Annotated in this window: 14 protein-coding genes and 1 tRNA gene; 1 reads left to right on the forward strand and 14 read right to left on the reverse strand. The window is 32.0% G+C overall.

What is annotated here, in order from left to right:
* Positions 1 to 3 precede the first annotated feature (3 nt).
* From P161_RS0101990 to P161_RS0102050, 14 genes are all read right to left on the reverse strand, one after another.
* Positions 4 to 1221 carry a TolC family protein gene (locus P161_RS0101990; RefSeq protein ID WP_026775412.1) on the reverse strand — a complete coding sequence of 406 codons (1218 nt, stop codon included), beginning with the start codon at positions 1219 to 1221 and terminating at the stop codon, positions 4 to 6.
* Positions 1218 to 4946 (reverse strand): efflux RND transporter permease subunit, encoded by a 3729-nt coding sequence (locus P161_RS0101995; protein WP_026775413.1) that lies wholly within the window; start codon positions 4944 to 4946, stop codon positions 1218 to 1220. Before P161_RS0101995 ends, P161_RS0101990 begins: the two co-directional genes overlap by 4 nt.
* 112 nt (positions 4947 to 5058) lie before the next feature.
* A complete protein-coding gene (locus P161_RS0102000; RefSeq protein ID WP_026775414.1) occupies positions 5059 to 5472 on the reverse strand; it encodes a hypothetical protein in 414 nt (137 codons plus the stop codon).
* 61 nt (positions 5473 to 5533) lie between these two features.
* Positions 5534 to 7492: a heavy metal translocating P-type ATPase gene (locus tag P161_RS0102005; RefSeq protein WP_026775415.1), complete on the reverse strand. Its 1959-nt coding sequence runs from the start codon at positions 7490 to 7492 to the stop codon at positions 5534 to 5536.
* An 11-nt stretch (positions 7493 to 7503) separates the two neighbouring features.
* Positions 7504 to 7710 carry a GDCCVxC domain-containing (seleno)protein gene (locus P161_RS19290; RefSeq protein WP_081816965.1) on the reverse strand — a complete coding sequence of 69 codons (207 nt, stop codon included), beginning with the start codon at positions 7708 to 7710 and terminating at the stop codon, positions 7504 to 7506.
* A gap of 5 nt (positions 7711 to 7715) precedes the next feature.
* Positions 7716 to 8303: a mercuric transport protein MerTP gene (merTP, locus tag P161_RS0102010; RefSeq protein ID WP_026775416.1), complete on the reverse strand. Its 588-nt coding sequence runs from the start codon at positions 8301 to 8303 to the stop codon at positions 7716 to 7718.
* Between the two features lie 61 nt (positions 8304 to 8364).
* Positions 8365 to 8778 (reverse strand): Fur family transcriptional regulator, encoded by a 414-nt coding sequence (locus P161_RS0102015; RefSeq protein WP_026775417.1) that lies wholly within the window; start codon positions 8776 to 8778, stop codon positions 8365 to 8367.
* Between the two features lie 2 nt (positions 8779 to 8780).
* Entirely contained in the window at positions 8781 to 9974 is a 1194-nt protein-coding gene (locus P161_RS0102020; RefSeq protein WP_026775418.1) for an efflux RND transporter periplasmic adaptor subunit, read from the reverse strand.
* Between the two features lie 4 nt (positions 9975 to 9978).
* The gene (locus P161_RS0102025; protein WP_026775419.1) at positions 9979 to 14313 is read right to left on the reverse strand and encodes a CusA/CzcA family heavy metal efflux RND transporter; all 4335 of its coding nucleotides are present in this window, start codon (positions 14311 to 14313) and stop codon (positions 9979 to 9981) included.
* 92 nt (positions 14314 to 14405) lie between these two features.
* On the reverse strand, positions 14406 to 14717 hold the full coding sequence (locus tag P161_RS0102030) for a DUF6660 family protein (protein ID WP_036841158.1): 312 nt from the start codon (positions 14715 to 14717) through the stop codon (positions 14406 to 14408).
* Positions 14718 to 14779: 62 nt separating this feature from the next.
* On the reverse strand, positions 14780 to 16030 hold the full coding sequence (locus P161_RS0102035; RefSeq protein WP_026775421.1) for a site-specific integrase: 1251 nt from the start codon (positions 16028 to 16030) through the stop codon (positions 14780 to 14782).
* A 237-nt stretch (positions 16031 to 16267) separates the two neighbouring features.
* Positions 16268 to 16354: transfer RNA gene (locus P161_RS0102040), tRNA-Ser, on the reverse strand.
* Positions 16355 to 16417: 63 nt separating this feature from the next.
* Positions 16418 to 16945 (reverse strand): ribosome maturation factor RimM, encoded by a 528-nt coding sequence (gene rimM / locus P161_RS0102045; protein ID WP_026775422.1) that lies wholly within the window; start codon positions 16943 to 16945, stop codon positions 16418 to 16420.
* 19 nt (positions 16946 to 16964) lie between these two features.
* Complete coding sequence (locus P161_RS0102050; protein WP_026775423.1) at positions 16965 to 17501, reverse strand: 30S ribosomal protein S16; 537 nt, start codon at positions 17499 to 17501, stop codon at positions 16965 to 16967.
* A gap of 427 nt (positions 17502 to 17928) precedes the next feature.
* On the opposite strand from P161_RS0102050, the gene P161_RS0102055 reads away from it, so the two are divergent.
* Positions 17929 to 18375: a PA2169 family four-helix-bundle protein gene (locus tag P161_RS0102055; RefSeq protein WP_026775424.1), complete on the forward strand. Its 447-nt coding sequence runs from the start codon at positions 17929 to 17931 to the stop codon at positions 18373 to 18375.
* The last annotated feature ends 27 nt before the right edge of the window (positions 18376 to 18402 follow it).

Raw genomic sequence — 18402 nt, forward strand, 5'->3', positions numbered from 1 at the left:
AATTTAATTGGTTAGATAATTAATAATTGTGGTTTGTACAAAGTAAGATTTTATAGACTCTATTTGATTCATTTCAAACTTCAATTGTAACTCTTGAATATCTAATACATCATTAAAATCGATAGTACCAGTTTCGTAGTTTTTAATTAGAATTTCTTCTGCATTTTTAGCTTGTTTCAGATTTTTAGTTTGTGTTTTATAACTAATTCTTGCAGAAATGCGTTCGTTTTTTGCTTTATCTAAAAACGTTTCTAATTTATTTTTTCGTTCTTGCTTCTGTGCTAAAACTTCTTCTTGTTGTAAGCTGTTTTGTTTGGTTTTTGATTTATAACTATTATTAAATATAGGAATAGAAAGGGTTACCATTGGCATCAAAATATCTTTACCATTATCACTAAAACTAATATTTGGACGTTCTGTAACATTTATATAATCTAAACCAAAACCAATCATTGGAGCGCTTTCTTTCTGATTTAATAATTCTGATTTTTCTATAGATTGATACAATCTATCGTACTTTAATAATTCTGGATGAACTGATAAATTATTAGCTTTGGTATCAAAATTTTCTGCAGGAAAATTCAAATCACCCACAACATTTATAAAAATTGATTTATCACGATTCAATAACTTATTGAAAGTAGTTTGTTCTGCTAAATACTGTTGATTTAAAATTGCCAATAATTGCTCCATTTCATTTTGGCGCATTTGCAAACGCAATACATCTACCATAGATGCCTTATTAACTTCAACAGATGTTAATGCTAATGTTTCATAAGTTTGAAGTAGTTTTATATTTTCTTTTAAAACATTTTGCTTTGCTTTATTTTCATACAAATTATAATATGATTGGGAAACTGAAGTAATTAATTTTCGTTTGGCAATAACAATATCTTCATATTTAACCACTGCCATAGAAGAAACATAGTTTTCTCTGGAAGTAATTGTACCAAACCAAGGCAACATTTGTTTCACAGAAATTCTAAAACGTTGTGCACCAGTTCTGGTTTCTGGTTCGCTTACAAAATACCCAACACCAAATTCAGTATTTGGCAATGTATTTACTTCATTCACTTTTTCTGAAGCAATATTATATTGCAATTCAAATTTTTGAATTGCTGGGTTATTTTTTAGAGCTTGCTCAATAAGTACATTTAATTCTTGTGCATTTGAAAAACCAAAAGCTAAAAAACTTATGAGTGTAAAAATTAAATTTTTCATTTGTTTGCTTTTTTTAATTTGAATTCTTCTCTCCAACTATATAAAACAGGTAAAAGAAAATAAGATGTGATATCTATGACCATTCCTCCAAAAATTGGAATCGCCATTGGAATCATAATATCGCTTCCTTTTCCTGTAGAGGTTAAAACTGGTAATAATGCTAAAATTGTTGTAACAGTAGTCATTAAACAAGGACGAATTCTTTTTTCTGCAGCTTCCAAAGCTGAAGCTCGTATGCTCTTTTTATCTGCAGGTTTTTCACGTTTAAAAGTTTGTGTTAAATAGGTTGCCATAACTACACCATCATCTGTAGCAATACCAAACAATGCAATAAAGCCAACCCAAACTGCTACACTTAAATTGATGGTTTTCATATTAAATAAGTCTCGCATATTTTCACCAAAAAAGCTAAAATTGAAAAACCAATCTTGCCCATATAACCAAATCATAATAAAACCACCTGCAAAAGCAATGGTTATGGCTGTAAAAACCATAAATGATGTAGCAACCGATTTAAACTGAAAATATAAAATCAAGAAAATAATTGCTAATGCTAATGGAACTATAACAGACAGTGTTTTTTCTGCACGTAATTGGTTTTCATAAGTTCCCGTAAATTTATAACTGATGCCTTTTGGAACCGTTAATTCACCAGAATCTATTTTTTTTTGAAACAATTTTTGTGCATTTTCTACTACATCAACTTCTGCAAAACCATCTAATTTATCAAACAGTACATAACCAATTAAAAAAGTATCTTCACTTTTTATAACTTGTGGACCTTGCTCATATCTAATCGTTGCTAACTCACTTAAAGGAACAGGATTCCCTTTTTCAATAGGAATATAAATGTCTTTTATCGATTCAGGATTATTACGCAATTCTCTTGGATAACGTACTCGAATACCATAACGTTCTCTTCCTTCCACAGTTTGAGTTAATTGCATACCACCAACTGCAACTTTTAAAACATTCTGAACATCTTCAATAGAAATTCCATAACGTGCTATTTTTTCTCTATCAATATCAATCAGTAAATATGGCTTACCAACAATTCTATCTGCAAAAACAGCTTCTACTTTAACACCTTCTGCTTGTTTTAAAAGGCTCTCTAATTGCAAACCAAAAGCTTCAATTTGTTTTAAATCTTGCCCTTTTACTTTTATTCCCATTGGTGCACGCATACCTGTTTGAAGCATTACCAATCTTGTTTCTATGGGTTGTAATTTTGGAGCAGAAGTAACGCCTGGTAATTTGGTGACTTTGACAATTTCATTCCAAATATCATCTGGAGAACTAATTTCTGGTCGCCAATTTCTGTAGTATTCTCCATCTTCATCTTCGATAAGTTGAGACCTTTCGACTGCGCTCAAGGAGACATTTTCAGTATTATTTGGATTTGTTACAAAACCACCATTTTTCAATTCAAAAGCACCATCTTCATTTACTTTATAACGTTGTCTTTTTCCCTCTGAATTTCTCATATATTCAGTTTTATACTGAATCATATTTTCATACATTGACAAAGGTGCAGGATCTAAAGCAGATTCTGTTCTACCAGCTTTACCAACCACAGTTTCAATTTCTGGAATGGTTGCTACTGCCATATCCAATTGTTGTAAAACGCGTTTATTTTCTTCGACACCAGAATGTGGCATTGAGGTTGGCATCAGTAAAAAAGAACCTTCATTTAAAGAGGGCATAAATTCTTTACCTGTGTTATAAAATATCCAAAATCCAAATATAAGAACTGATGTTGGTATCATTAAAAACAACACTTTATTTGCTAATGCCCATTGTAGAATTTGACTATAATATTTTCTAAAAACTGAAAATATTCCTAAAATACCAAAGCAAATAATGGCTACAAAAATTAAGTTGATAAAGATACTTCTGTCAAAACCTAGTGGTCGCCAATATTCTGCAAGTAAGAATATAATAGCAGTACAAGAAATAATGATATTTATAAGGTTGTTATTTTTCTTGTTTAGTTTTCCTATAACAACTAATAAACCATTAACTCCAAAAGCAATTAGAATTACACCCAACCAATAACCACTAATTGTAATTACAATACCAGCCACTATTAAAGCGATATTTATAATATGATTAAAAGATTTTTTTAGTGTTGTTTTTCTGAATAAATAAGCTGCAAAAGGGGGAATTAAAAACAAAGCAATAACCAAAGAAGCTGATAGTGCCATTGTTTTTGTAAACGCCAAAGGTCTAAATAATTTTCCTTCTGCACCAATCATTGTAAAAACAGGTACAAAACTTATAATTGTTGTTAAAACTGCTGTTAAAATGGCACCAGAAACTTCTGCAGTTGCATTATAAATTACTTCGTCTGTAGTATATTTTGTTCCATCTTCACGAGTTTGTAACTTTTTATCATCTAAATGACGAATCATATTTTCGGCGAGAATTACGCCAACATCAACCATAGTTCCTATCGCAATTGCAATACCTGAAAGTGCTACAATATTTGCATCCACATTAAATAGTTTCATCGTTACAAAAACCATTAAAACTGCAACAGGTAATAAACCAGATATTAAAATAGAAGCTCGAAGATTGAAAACCATTACAATAATTACCAAAATGGTAATCAAAATTTCTAATGTTAACGCTTCATTTAGTGTGTCTAAAGTTTCTTCAATTAATTCTGTCCTATCGTAAAAAGGAACAATAGTTACTTGTGATGTTCTACCATCAGCTAAAACTTTTGTTGGTAAACCTCCTTTTAATTCTTCAATTTGAGCTTTTACATTCGTAATTACTTCCATAGGATTTGCTCCATATCTTGCAACTACGACACCTCCAACAACTTCTGCACCTTCTTTATCTAACAAACCTCTTCTTGTTGCAGGACCTAAAGAAACTTTACCAATATCTTTTATTTTGATTGCTGTAAAATCTTCGGATGTAACTACTGCGTTTTCAATATCTTCAATAGATTTAATATACCCCAAACCACGAACTAAATATTCAGCTTGATTGATTTCTAAAGTTTGTGCTCCAATATCTTGATTGCTACTTTTAACGGCTTTTACAACTTGATTTAAACCAATATTGTATTGACGCATTAATTCTGGATTCACGTCCACTTGATATTCTTGAACATAACCACCTATAGATGCTACTTCTGAAACACCACTTGCAGAGGACAATGCATACTTTACATAGTAATCTTGAATACTTCTAAGTTCGTGTAAATCCCAACCACCAGTAACGTTTCCTTTTTCATCACGACCTTCTAAAGTGTACCAAAATATTTGTCCTAATCCTGTTGCATCTGGACCTAATGCAGGATTAACACCTTCAGGTAATAAACCACTTGGTAAGGAATTTAATTTTTCGAGAATTCTACTTCTACTCCAATAAAACTCAACATCTTCTTCAAAAATGATATAGATACTCGAAAAGCCGAACATAGAGGAACTACGAATGGTTTTTACACCTGGAATACCGAGTAAAGATGTTGTGAGTGGATAGGTAATTTGGTCTTCAATATCTTGTGGTGAACGACCATCCCACTTTGTAAATACAATTTGTTGATTTTCACCAATATCTGGTATGGCATCAACAGCAACAGGATTACTTGGTAAAAACCCTGTGTCCCAATTAAAAGGGGCATTAACAGTTCCCCAGCCAATAAAAAGGACTAATAAAAGAATTGCTACAAGTTTATTTTCTATTAAAAATTTGATACTATTATTTATCATTTATCTTGATAATTAAACAATTAGACAAAGGCATTAAAAAAAACACCGAATACAACAAATTATCCTTATGACATAATAAAGTCATAGGATAACACAGTCTATTGTTTAAAAATCAAATTAAATAAGTCTCGTCAATCTTGAAGATTTGCCTTATGACGAGTGGCGGTTTATATTCTTCGTAAGTAGAAACGTTATTTTCTAAACCTTCAAAAAGGTTACTATAAGTGTAAACAAATGAAGCTATAAATACTTGTTGTTCAAATGTGATTTTGTCAACTTGCAATTGTAATTCGTCTTGACCTTCAATTGCTAATTGTTCATCATCACAACAATTTTTCTTGGTAATATAACATCCTTCGGTTGAAGGCTTTTCCATTTCCATTCCGCAACCTTTGGCCTTATGAAAAATAGCAGTTTCTACTAACGTATCTCCGCAATAATGCATATTCACAGTAAATGACATTGTAGAGCATAACACTACAAAAGCCATTGCTAAAGACATTATTTTATGGGATACTTGTTTCATTCTAAAAGCAAAGTTACAAAATTTTAACATTCAAAAGTTTATTTAACAGAAGTTTAATTGACTAATCTGCTAAATCCCAACTCATACGTTGTAATCTAACTGCATTCAAAATTGCTAATAATGCTACTCCTACATCTGCAAAAACTGCTTCCCACATTGAGGCTAAACCACCTGCTCCTAAAATCAAGACAATGACTTTAACACCAAACGCTAAAATGATATTCTGCCAAACAATTTTACGTGTGGAACGACTAATCTTAATAGCTCTCACTACTTTTGATGGTTGGTCTGTTTGAATGATAACGTCTGCGGTTTCTATTGCGACATCACTACCTAAACCACCCATTGCAATACCAACGTTACTTACTGCTAAAACTGGTGCATCGTTAATACCATCACCTATAAAAGCTACTTTATTTTCAGGATTCGACTTTAAAATTTCAACTTCGTTTAATTTATCTTCTGGTAGTAAACCACCTTTAGCATTTGCAATATTTAATTCTTTAGCGACTTGTTGCGTTATAGAATCTTTATCACCAGAAAGCATTATAATATTTTTGATACCTACTTTGTGCAATTCTGTAATAGTTTCTTTTGCATCCTCTTTTAATTCATCTGCTATTACTACGTAACCTACAAATTGATTATCGATTGCAACTAATACTATCGATTCTACAATAGATTCCGTTTCGGTTGGAACATCAATATTATTGGCAATCAATAAGGCTTTGTTACCTACTAAAACAGTTTTATCGTTTACCATACCTTTTAATCCTTTACCAGCAATTTCAGAAACTTCTTTTGCTTCAAAATCCTCTCCTTCTGCTTTGTATTCTAAAATGGCTTTAGCAATTGGATGCGTGGATTGTTCTTCCATTGCCATTAGGTATTGCATAAATTCGGTTTCATTCCAACCAATAGTTTTTATTTCTTTGATTTTAAATACACCTTTGGTAACTGTCCCTGTTTTATCCATTACCAATGTATTTATCTTGGTCATAGTGTCTAAAAATGAAGCACCTTTAAATAAAATACCATTCTTTGAAGCTGCACCTAAACCACCAAAATATCCTAATGGAATTGAAATCACTAACGCGCAAGGACAAGAAATTACCAAGAATATTAAAGCTCTGTATAACCAATCTCTAAAGACGTAATCATCTACAAAAAAGTAAGGTAAAAAAGTAACACCAATAGCTAAAAACACTACAATTGGTGTATATATGCGAGCGAACTGTCTGATAAACAATTCTGTTTTAGATTTACGTGCTGTTGCATTTTGAACCAAGTCTAATATTCTGGCAATAGAACTATCTTCAAACTTATTAGTTACCTCAACTTCAATAACGCTTTCTAAATTAATACTACCTGCATATACTTTTTCATTACTAACGATTGTATCTGGTTTACTTTCACCTGTTAAAGCTGCCGTATTTAATGATGCTTTTGAGGATAACAACTTACCATCTAATGGGATTTTTTCACCTACTCTAATTTGAATTTTTTCACCAATATTTACATTTTCTGGCGACACACTATTATAATCACCATTACGAAAAACACTAGCTTCTTTAGGTCTAACATCTAATAATGCTTTTATATTTCCTTTTGCACGATTTACAGCAGCACTTTGAAATAATTCGCCTACTGCATAGAACAACATAACAGCAACACCCTCTGGATATTCTCCAATTATAAATGCCCCAATTGTAGCAATTGACATTAAAAAGAACTCTGTAAAAACATCACCTTTTTTAATACTATACCAACCCTCTTTTACGACTGGAAATCCTACAGGTAGATATGCAATACCATACCAAGCAATACGAATCCAATCCTTAAAGAATGAAACATCAAAATAATCTAAACCTATACCAATGATAAGCATTGTAAAACTTATGATTGCAGGTACGTAGGTTTTGAATGCACTTCCATTACCGTGATTATGACCATCATTATGCGTGTGTTGTGCTTCTGCATCTGGTTTTAAATCTCTTAAGTTAACTTTCTTTTTTTTCATTTAGTTTTGTTTTAGCAACAACTTTTGTTTTGTTGAATTGGTGGACAAGGAACTGTACCATAAGAGCAATACACACAACAATCTCCTTTTTTTGGCTTCAAAACCGTTTTACAATTCTCACATTTGTAGAAGAATTGGCAAGCATTTGTTGGCATATCTTCTTCTTTTTTATGTCCGCAGTTTGGACAGGTAATTTCTGATTTTAATATTATTTTCATTAGTTTTATTTTTTATCAGTTATTTTATAACCTGTAGTTTTAATTGCTTTCTCAATTTCTAATTCATTAGTTTTAGTTTCGTCAAATTCAATGATTGCGTTACCATTTTCGTAAGATGTTTTTGAGTTTACAATTCCGTTAAGTTTATTTACTTCGTGGTTTACGTGAGTTTCACAACTGGCACAGGTCATTCCGCTTATTTTATACTCTATTGTTTTTATATTTGTTTTATCAACTACGATGATTTGTTTTTCGCTGTTTGGATAAAATATACTTGAGTAGTATGGAAATGCCAACATCACTATTGCGAATATGGTTACAATACCTAAAAAGGTTTTTGACTGTATAAATTTTGGTTTTTCATCTGTTTCACATTCACAGTCGATTTCTTTTTCTGGTTTTAATTTTTGATACCAAGCAAACAGAAGAACTACTATTGTTAGTCCAATTAAGTAAGGTCTAAATGGTTCTATCCAAGAAAAAGTTGAAGCTACACCGCTTGTTCCTGCTATTAAAGCCAAAACAGGTGTTATACAACATAATGAAGCTGTAATTGCTGTAAGCAAACTTGTTATCGCTAATTTACTTTTCATAATTACTTAATTCTTTGATTACAAAAATGCAATTAAAAAGCGTGCAATGGAAGTGCATTTATTATCCACTACACTTATCACATATTCCTTTTATAACCAAGTTAACATTTTCTGAAACAAAGCCATCAGGCACTTTAATCTGTGGTATTTTATGATCGGTTAAACAAGTTGTTTCATTACAATTATTACAATGAAAATGTAAGTGCAAATCGTTTTTTATATCACAATTGCAACCTTGTTCACATAATGCATATTTGGTAATTCCTGTTCCATCGTCTATTTGATGTACTATATCTTTTTCTTCAAAAGTTTTAATAGTCCTGTAAAGCGTGGTTCTGTCTGCCTTTTCAAAAGCATTTTCAATATCGCTTAATGTTACTGCTACTTCTTTTTCAGCAAGAAACTTATAAATTAATAAACGCATTGCTGTAACACGTATTTGTTTTGACTCTAATACTTGTTCTATTGTTTCCATAATTAATCGTCATCTTCCGCTTCTCCTTTTTTCATTTCTGCCATAAGATAATAAGCATTGTTATAAGCGAATTTTGTGTTTTCTTCTATTTCTTCAGTAAATTTAATTGCTACCCATTTGCCATCTTTTTCTCCAACAATCACTTCAACAGGTTTAAAGCTCCAATCACCATTTTCTTTTTCTCCTGAAAATATATAATGTTTATCTCCTTCTTTAAAAATGGCACTTTCTGGTAATGCTTTAGTTTGGGTATTATTTACTTGAATTTTACCTTGAATATACATCCCAGGAATTAAATTACCTTTTTTGTTTTCTATTTCTGCGTGAACGTGAACTGCTTTCGGGTTGTCTTCAAACGTTTTACTCACGGAATAGATTTCTGCGGTAAGTTCTGTATCTGGTATAGATTGTACCGTAAAGTTTACTCTTTGACCCTTCTGTACTTTATGGACATCTTTTTCAAAGACCATAAAATCTGCATGAACGTGATGCGTGTTTACAATTTCGAAAAGTTCGGTTTGTGGTTCTACATATTGTCCTGTTTTCACTTCAACTTTTTGTACAAAACCCTCTATTGGACTTCGCAATGCTATGCGATGTGCAATTGTGCCATTGCGAACTGATGTGGTGTTAACGTTAAGTATTCTTAATTGTGCTTGCAAACCATTTACCATTGCTTTAGATGCCTCATACTCTGCTTCTGCCTTTTGAAAATTAGCACCAGAACCAACGCCTGCCTCATATAATTTTTGTTGGCGTTCATAATTCTTTTTCAAAAAAATACTATTGCTGACTGAGTTTAAATAATCCGTTTGTAATTTTATAATATTTGGGTGTGATAGATAAGCCACTACTTGACCTTTATTAACCTTATCACCTTCAATCACTTCAATTGAAACGACATTTGCACCAACAACAGTAGTAATTGCTGCTTCGTTTTGTGGTGGTACTTCTAATGTTCCGTTTGCTTCTACATAACCGCTCATATTACGTAATGCCAACGTATCTATTTTCATTTTTAAAGCATCGAATTGCTGTTGTGAAAGCATTACTTCTTCGCTTTCATTATGTTCTTTGTTAACTTCTGTTTTCTGTTCTGCACTTATAGAATGATTATCATTTTCTTTATTTCCGCAAGCTGAAACAAATATGGCTAACACCATTACCGTAAGGATTTTATATATTTTGTTTTTCATTGTCTTATTGATTAAAATATTGTAATTGAAATGTGCTTTCTAAATAGTTTACTAATGCAGTCTGTGCTTCCAGTTCCGATTGAATAGCTTCTTTAATTAACTGTGTAAATGCAGTATAATCTATTTCGCCTTCTCTGTATGCCAGTAATGCACCTGTTTTTTGCTCTTTTGTTAATGGTAAGACTTGGTCTTTGTAAAACTCCCAAGACGTTTTCCATTTGATATAATTTTCTTTAGCCTGAACAAACCTTGATTGTACTTCCTGTTTTTTGAACGCTACATTGGTTTCTGCTATTTCTTTATCAATTCTGGCACTTCTAACCTGTGCTTTGTTAGTACCTGATAAAAATGGAATTGAAATTCCTGCTTGATAGGTGTAAAATCCTGAATTGCCATTGACACGCTGTAAGCCACCTTGAAGATTGAACTTCGGTAAATTATCTGCCTTTGCAGCTTTATATTTGGCTTCTGCTTCATCTACAATGTTCTGCGACATACTGTACAATGGATGACTTTCAATACTGTACGTTTCCATATCACTATCTATCGCTACCTCGAATTCATCTGAAACTGTATAAATATCATCTGAAACTAACCACAAATTGAATTGCTGTAAGGCAATCAAATAATCGCTATAGGCTTGTACTTTTTTATTTTGAATCTGAAACGCTTGATTTTTTGCTGCCGAATATTCTAATTTAGAAATAGCTTCTACTTCATAATTTAAAGCTACTGCTTGTTCAAATTTGGAATATATGGAATCCAGTTCTTTATACAAATCATAGTTTCGTTTCATTTGATAGCAATTAGACCACGCTTTTTTAACTTCCAATTCTAATTCCAATTCGGAAAGTTGAAAGGCTTTTTGTGCCAATTTAATACGTTGTTCTTGCAACTTCTTTTTAGAACCAATACCAAAAACATCAATATTAGATTGACCAATACCTATGGTTGTATAAATACCATTGCCACTATTAACTTCTTCTCCACCTGTAAAAATTTGAGTCGTTCCGAAATCATAGGCAGTCGCTTTTAATTGCTCTTGTTTTGTAATTTCCAACTGCTTTTGTTTTAATAATGGAAAATTACTTTTAGCGAGTTTAACAGCTTCCTGTAATGAAATTTCGGGAATTGTATCATTCAACTCTTGCGCATTACTTTGTGATGAAAAGCCCAATAGTAATAATACAACTGCTGTTGCTGTTACTAACTTTTTATTTGGTTTAAACGTAAATGATTTATTTTCTACCCAATGGTATAAAATAGGTAAGACAAAAAGGGTGAGCAAGGTAGAAGTTAACAGACCACCAATAACCACAGTTGCCAACGGACGCTGTACTTCTGCACCAGCTGATGCTGAAATTGCCATTGGTAGAAAGCCTAAAATATCTGTAAATGCCGTTAACATAATGGGTCTAATTCTTCTTTTTGTACCTTCTACAATCCTATCTTTCAGGTTGGTTACACCTTCATCTTTTAATTCATTGAGTCCGCTTATCATTACCAATCCATTAAGAACCGCAACTCCAAACAATACAATAAAACCAACACCTGCCGAAATACTAAATGGCATATCACGTAACCATAAGGCTACAACACCACCAATGGTTGCCATTGGGATTGCTATGTAAATCATTAAAGTTTGTGGTAGTGATTTTAATGCAAAGTATATCAATATAAATATGAGTAACAATGCAATAGGCACAACGGTTTGTAATCGGTTGCTGGCACGTTCCAGATTTTCAAATGCACCACCATAGCGGATGAAATAACCTGATGGTAATTGAAGTTCAGCATCTAATTTTGATTTTATTTCAGTTACTAATGATTTTACATCACGACCTCTTACATTAATACCAACATAGGTTCTTCTGTTAGTATTATCTCTACTGATTTGCATTGGTCCTGCTTTGTAGCTTACATCTGCAATTTCGCGCAAAGGAATTTGAGCACCTGAAGGCAAGTTTATGTACAGATTTTGAACATCTGTAATATCCTTTCGGTTTTGAGCACTTAAACGCACCACCAAATCGAAGCGTTTTTCACCTTCAAAAATCACACCTGCTGTACCACCTGCAAATGCAGATTGTACGGTTTGATTGAGCGTATTTATTTGAAGCCCATACTGTGCCAATTTATTTCTTTTGTAAGTAATGGTCATTTGTGGCAATCCTTTTGTAGCTTCTGCTCGCATATCACCTATACCTTCAGTATCTGCAATAATTTTTGATATTTCTTCGGCTTTTTGAGATAGAATGTCAATGTCTTCTCCATAAAGTTTTATAGCAATATCTTCACGAACACCTTCTAATAACTCGTTAAAACGCATTTCAATCGGCTGTGTAAACTCATAATTAACGCCAGGAATAATTTCGACTGCCTCTTTCATTTCTTCAATGAGTTCATCTTTTGAAGACACTGTTGTCCATTCACTTTTAGGTTTTAGGATTACAAAAATATCCGCAAAATCCATCGGCATTGGGTCTGTAGGCACTTCGGCAACACCAATACGACTAACAATTTTTTCTATTTCTGGAAATTTTGCTTTTACTATTTGCTCTATTTTAGTAGTCGTTTCAATGGTTTCGGTAAGGGAACTTCCTGGTTTTAAAATGGCGTGAAATGCAATATCACCTTCATCGAGTTGTGGGATAAATTCACCACCCATTTTTGAAAACATGAAAACTGTAATTCCGAACAAAACAACTGCAATACCAATTACCCATTTTCCTTTTCGTAATGCTCTAACCAATAAGGGTTGGTATTTGTCTTCAACCCAATGCACAAATCTATCACCATAGGATTTTTTATTATTTTTTGGTGCTCTTAAAACTAAAGCAGACATCATTGGTACATAGGTTAAACAAAGTACCATTGCACCAATCATAGCAAAAATAAAGGTCAATGCCATTGGTTTAAACATCTTGCCTTCAATACCTTGTAAGGCTAAAATGGGTAGAAAAACAATAAGGATAATCAATTGACCGAAGAAGGCAGCATTCATCATCTTTTTTGAAGCATTAGACGCCACTTTATCTCGTTCTTTGGATGTAAGCTGTTTCTTTTTTAGGACTTGTGATGCTATAAGAAAAACAGTGCTTTCAACAATAATTACAGCACCATCTACAATGATTCCGAAATCAATTGCTCCTAAACTCATTAGGTTTACCCAAACATCAAAAACATTCATTAAAATAAAAGCAAATAATAAGGATAATGGAATAGTAGAGGCAACTATTAAACCACCTCGCCAATTACCTAATAAAAAGACCAACACAAAAATGACGATTAATGCACCTTCAATCAGATTAGTTGTTACTGTAGAAGTTGTTTCGCCAATTAATTTACTTCGGTCTAATAATGGTTCAATAATTACGCCTTCTGGTAACGACTTTTCAATTTGAGTCATTCGTTCTTTTACATTGGCAATAACATCATTGGAATTAGCTCCTTTTAGCATCATTACCAATCCACCTACAACTTCGCCTTCACCATCTTGGGTTAATGCACCATAACGTATGGCAGAACCGAATTGCACAGTTGCAATATCATTAATAGTTACAGGAATATTATTAACGGTTTTTACCGTAATTTTTTTAATGTCTTCTAAACTTCGCACCAAGCCTTCACCTCGAATAAAATTGGCTTGATGGTTCTTTTCAATATATGCACCTCCTGTATTTTGATTATTGGCTTCAAGTGCATTAAACACATCAGTAATTGTTAGACCAATAGCATTTAAATCGTTTGGGTCAACCGCGACTTCGTATTGCTTAATTTTTCCACCAATAGCGTTTACTTCAACCACACCTTCTACCATTGCCATTTGTCGCTGTACAATCCAATCTTGTATTGAACGTAAATCTGCAATGGTATATTTGTCTTTGAACTCTGGTGCTACTTTTAAGGTGTATTGATAAATTTCACCCAAACCTGTGGAAATAGGACCCATTGTAGGTTCGCCAAATCCAGCAGGAATTTGCTCTTTGACTTCGTTTAGTTTTTCGGCTACTAATTGGCGAGGTAGATAGGTTCCCATATCATCATCAAATACAATAGTAACCACAGATAAGCCAAAACGAGAAATTGACCTTATTTCCTGAACATCAGGAAGGTTGCTCATTGCCACTTCAATTGGATAAGTAACAATTTGCTCAATATCTTCAGTACCTAAATTGGGGGATTGTGTTATAACCTGTACTTGGTTATTAGTAATGTCTGGAACAGCATCTATTGGTACTTTGGTCATACTCCAAATACCTGTTCCAATTATGGTAAGCGTAAGCAAACCAATAATGAATTTGTTATTGATTGAAAAATCAATGATTTTATTAATCATAGAAAATGTATTAATTCAGTTAAAAAAAATGCAAATGCTTTCCTGAAAGTGAAAACATTAAAAAGGGATATAGCTATCCTTTAAAAACTTAATTAAGCTTTTGGTGGGTGCCAAATATTAGATTGACTATCAAATCTATAATTTGTTTGATATGTAGATATTAATTTTGTAGAAATTTTATTGAAAGTTAATAACTCAAATGTTGCTAAAGGCTCATAAGTTATTGACATACCACAACAATTACAAATACACATACCTGGACAGGTGTCATCACTGTCTTCTTGATGATTGTGGCTCATACTTATTTCATCTTGATGTTGGTCTTCTAAATTTTGACCATCAGAACAAGGCTTTGCCGAAAGCAATAGTATTAATAATGATAATATGAATGTTAAAAATTTCATTGTAGCAAAGATATAAATTAATTATTGCAATGGTTGTGCAAAATGAAACCTATATAATAAATTTACAAATGAAGCTCTTTCTTTTCTTTTACAGTTGTATGGATACTTAATTTACTTTTTAAAATAGCCATATCTTCACTAACTTTTCTATCAATTATTTTAGCATAATGCTGTGTTGTTTTCAAAGATTTATGCCCAAGCATTTTACTAACAGATTCTATTGGAACACCATTAGTTAGTGTTATAGTGGTTGCAAAAGTATGACGTGCTAAATGAAAAGTTAAGTTTTTATTTATTTCGCATATATCAGCAATTTCTTTCAAATATGCATTCATTTTTTGATTACTTAAAATTGGTAATAACTTATTTGAATTTAAAACATCAGAATCCTCTTCATATTTTTTTAAAATTATTTCTGCAGAAGGCAATAATGGAATATTACTTTTGGTTTTAGTCTTTTTTCTTGTTGTTTTTATCCAACGACCACCATCAATACCAATCACGATATTATCTTTATTTAAAGCTTTTACATCTGCATAAGCTAAACCAGTAAAGCAGCTAAACACAAAAATATCTTTCACTAAATTTAAACGATGTATAAAGAATTCTTTTTCAATTAATCTTTGAATTTCTTCTTCATCCAAAAATTCTCTTTCTACTGTCTTTAAAATGCCTTTCCAATTAAAAAACGGGTCTTTAACTATCCAATCATTAGCGTAAGCAATTCTAACAATTTTCTTAAAATTAGTAATGTATTTTATTGTTGTATTGTGTGCACAATTTTTTTCTGTTTTCAGATAGTATTCAAACCCTGTAATAAATTTATTGTCAATCTCGGTTACTGGTATATCTTCAATTTTATATTCGTGATTGATATAATTTTTTAAATGTTTTTTTGCTGTTTTATATCTTTCTGAAGTGCCTAAAGCATAATCTTTACCAACTAACTTTTCCATTTGAATATTATGATTTTCAAAAATTTCTAAAGTCATTTTTCGAACCTCATTTTTACCCTGGTAAATATTTCTAATATTAATAGCAGTAATTAATTTATTTTCTTCTACTAATCTTTGGTGTATTTTATAAATTCGATTAGCAATACTATCAATATATTTATTAAGTTGTTGAGCCTCTCCAGAAGAACCTTTCATTTTGCCAGCAGAGGAACTCCACTTTTGAACATCAACCTTTCTTGAAATACTTAATTCGGCTCTTTTACCATTTACAGTAATCCTTAAATAAATATTTGCTTTTCCATTTTTGTCTGCTTTACTACGTTTGATGTAGAAAATGAATGAGAATAAATGTTGCATAGGTGTCAGTTAACTATTATAGCATAAATATACGAAAATAAAACTAAAAAAACTCATAACTAATTAAATATCAGTATATTTAGTTTAATTCGGTGTCAGTTATAAATTAAAAAAACAGACCCCTAATCAGCATCTTACACAACAATTTTTGATGATTTTGATTGGTATGCATTGAATAGAAAAAACCCTACAAACATAGCGTTTGTAGGGTTTTGACTCTAATTAGTATTCTTTTAGCAGAGAGGAAGGGATTCGAACCCTCGATACAGTTACCCATATACTACCTTTCCAGGGTAGCTCTTTCGACCACTCAGACACCTCTCTATTATTGAAATTGCGATTCAAACTTTCTTTGCCTGAAAACAATTACATTTTTAAAATGAACTATTATTCTAAGTAAAGCTCTATCAAACCATCAGGCGTTTCAACTTCAATGGTTTTGTTTTCTCTATCTACTTTTTTGATAAATTCGTCAACCATAGGAATAAAGATTTCATTTCCTTCTCTATCAATTTCAAAAAGTGGTTGTGCAGCTTTGTCATTAATATGAACAATTGTACCTACTTCTCCAAAATTTGCATCAACAACAGTAAAACCAATTACTTCATGATAATAAAATTTATCACCAGTAAGTTTTGGCAACATTGTAGAAGGCAAGTAAATACCACATTTTAAAATAGATTCAGCTTCTTCTTCAGAGTACACGTCTTCAAACTGAACACGCAACTGATTTCCTTTATGTAACGAACTTTTCTCAATAAAAAAAGGAACCAGGTTACTGCCAAATTCGACGTAAACTGATTCCATTTCTGTGTACAACTCAGGCTCATCAGTATCTAATTTGATAACTACTTCGCCCTTAAAACTATATTTCGTTACGATTTTGCCTAAATAAAAACAATCTTCTTTACGCATTTTCGTATTAATTTAGTTTTTATTCTGATGCTTTTGCTGCTGCTTCATCAATTGTTTCTGGAGCTGCTTCAACTGCTTCTTCTGCAGCTGGTGCTTCTTCTTCTACAACTGGTTTTGCTGCTTCAATTCTTGCTTCGTTTACTGCTTTTTCTGCAGCTAAAGCTTTTGCTTTTGCCTCAGAATCAGCTTTAGACAAACCAGCTTCTTTATCAGCAATTTTAGCAGCTTTTTCTTCTACCCAAGCATTAAATTTCTCATCTGCTTGTTCTTGAGTTAAAGCTCCTTTTCTTACACCACCTACTAAATGATTCTTTAACATTGCACCTTTGTAAGATAAAATGTTTTTTGCAGTATCAGTTGGTTGTGCACCATTTTGTAACCACTTTACAGCTAAATCAACATCTAAGTCAATTACTGCAGGGTTTACATTTGGATTGTAAGTACCAATTTTTTCTAAGTATTTACCATCTCTTTTTGCACGTGCATCAGCAGCAACCACCCAATAAAATGGCTTACCCTTTTTTCCGTGTCTTTGTAATCTAATCTTTACAGACATAATTTATTAATTTTTTAAGGTTCTCGACCTTTGTTATTAAAACTCCTATCAACTCGTGATAAGTGGGCGCAAAAATACAAAACCTTTTTCAAATTAAAACACTAAATATCAATATTATTTTGGGCGTTTTAACGGGCTTTCAATTATATCTTTTTTTTATGAAAACTTAATTTAACAAGTTTGTAACAATCAAAACAATTGAGTGTAAATTAACTTTTATTAGTAAAAAAAGGATGCCATTTCAATCCCTAACGCACTTACTCAGTCTCTAAACAAAATTCTTAAAAAACTATTAAAATTGAAATGAGTTAAAGTTCAACGCTATTGAACTAAGCAAAAACCTATATGTACTGTACATTTGTATTATAGATGTAAAACAATAGGCATCTTAAAAAAAATTATTGAAATTTAAAATGAAACTGACATTATGAAGTACACAGAAAAAATTTCAAACAAATTAAACGAATTATTAGAGAAAAATTACGATGCTGAAAAAGGATATTTAAACTCAGCAGAAAATGTAGATAGCACAAGACTAAAAATTTTCTTTAAAAATAGAGCCTCAGAACGAAGTCAATTCGCAAAAGAATTGAGAACAGAAATCTTATCTTATGGCCAGATCCCAGAAGATGAAGGTTCTTTTCAAGGAACAATGCATAGAAATTGGATGTCATTAAAATCATTATTTAGTGGCAATGATGAAGAAGCAATTCTAGAAGAAGCATTAAGAGGTGAAAAAGCCAGTCTAGACGAATATAAAGAAATTCTAAACTATGAAGACTTTGCACCCTCAACACAGAAAATGTTAGAAATGCAACATCAAAAAATTCAAGCCGCAATTAACTCACTAATGGTGGAAGAAGAATTAGCATAATTAATGAATTAAATTATTTGAATATAA

The organism is Polaribacter sp. Hel_I_88 (genome assembly GCF_000687935.1).
GTDB lineage: Bacteria > Bacteroidota > Bacteroidia > Flavobacteriales > Flavobacteriaceae > Polaribacter.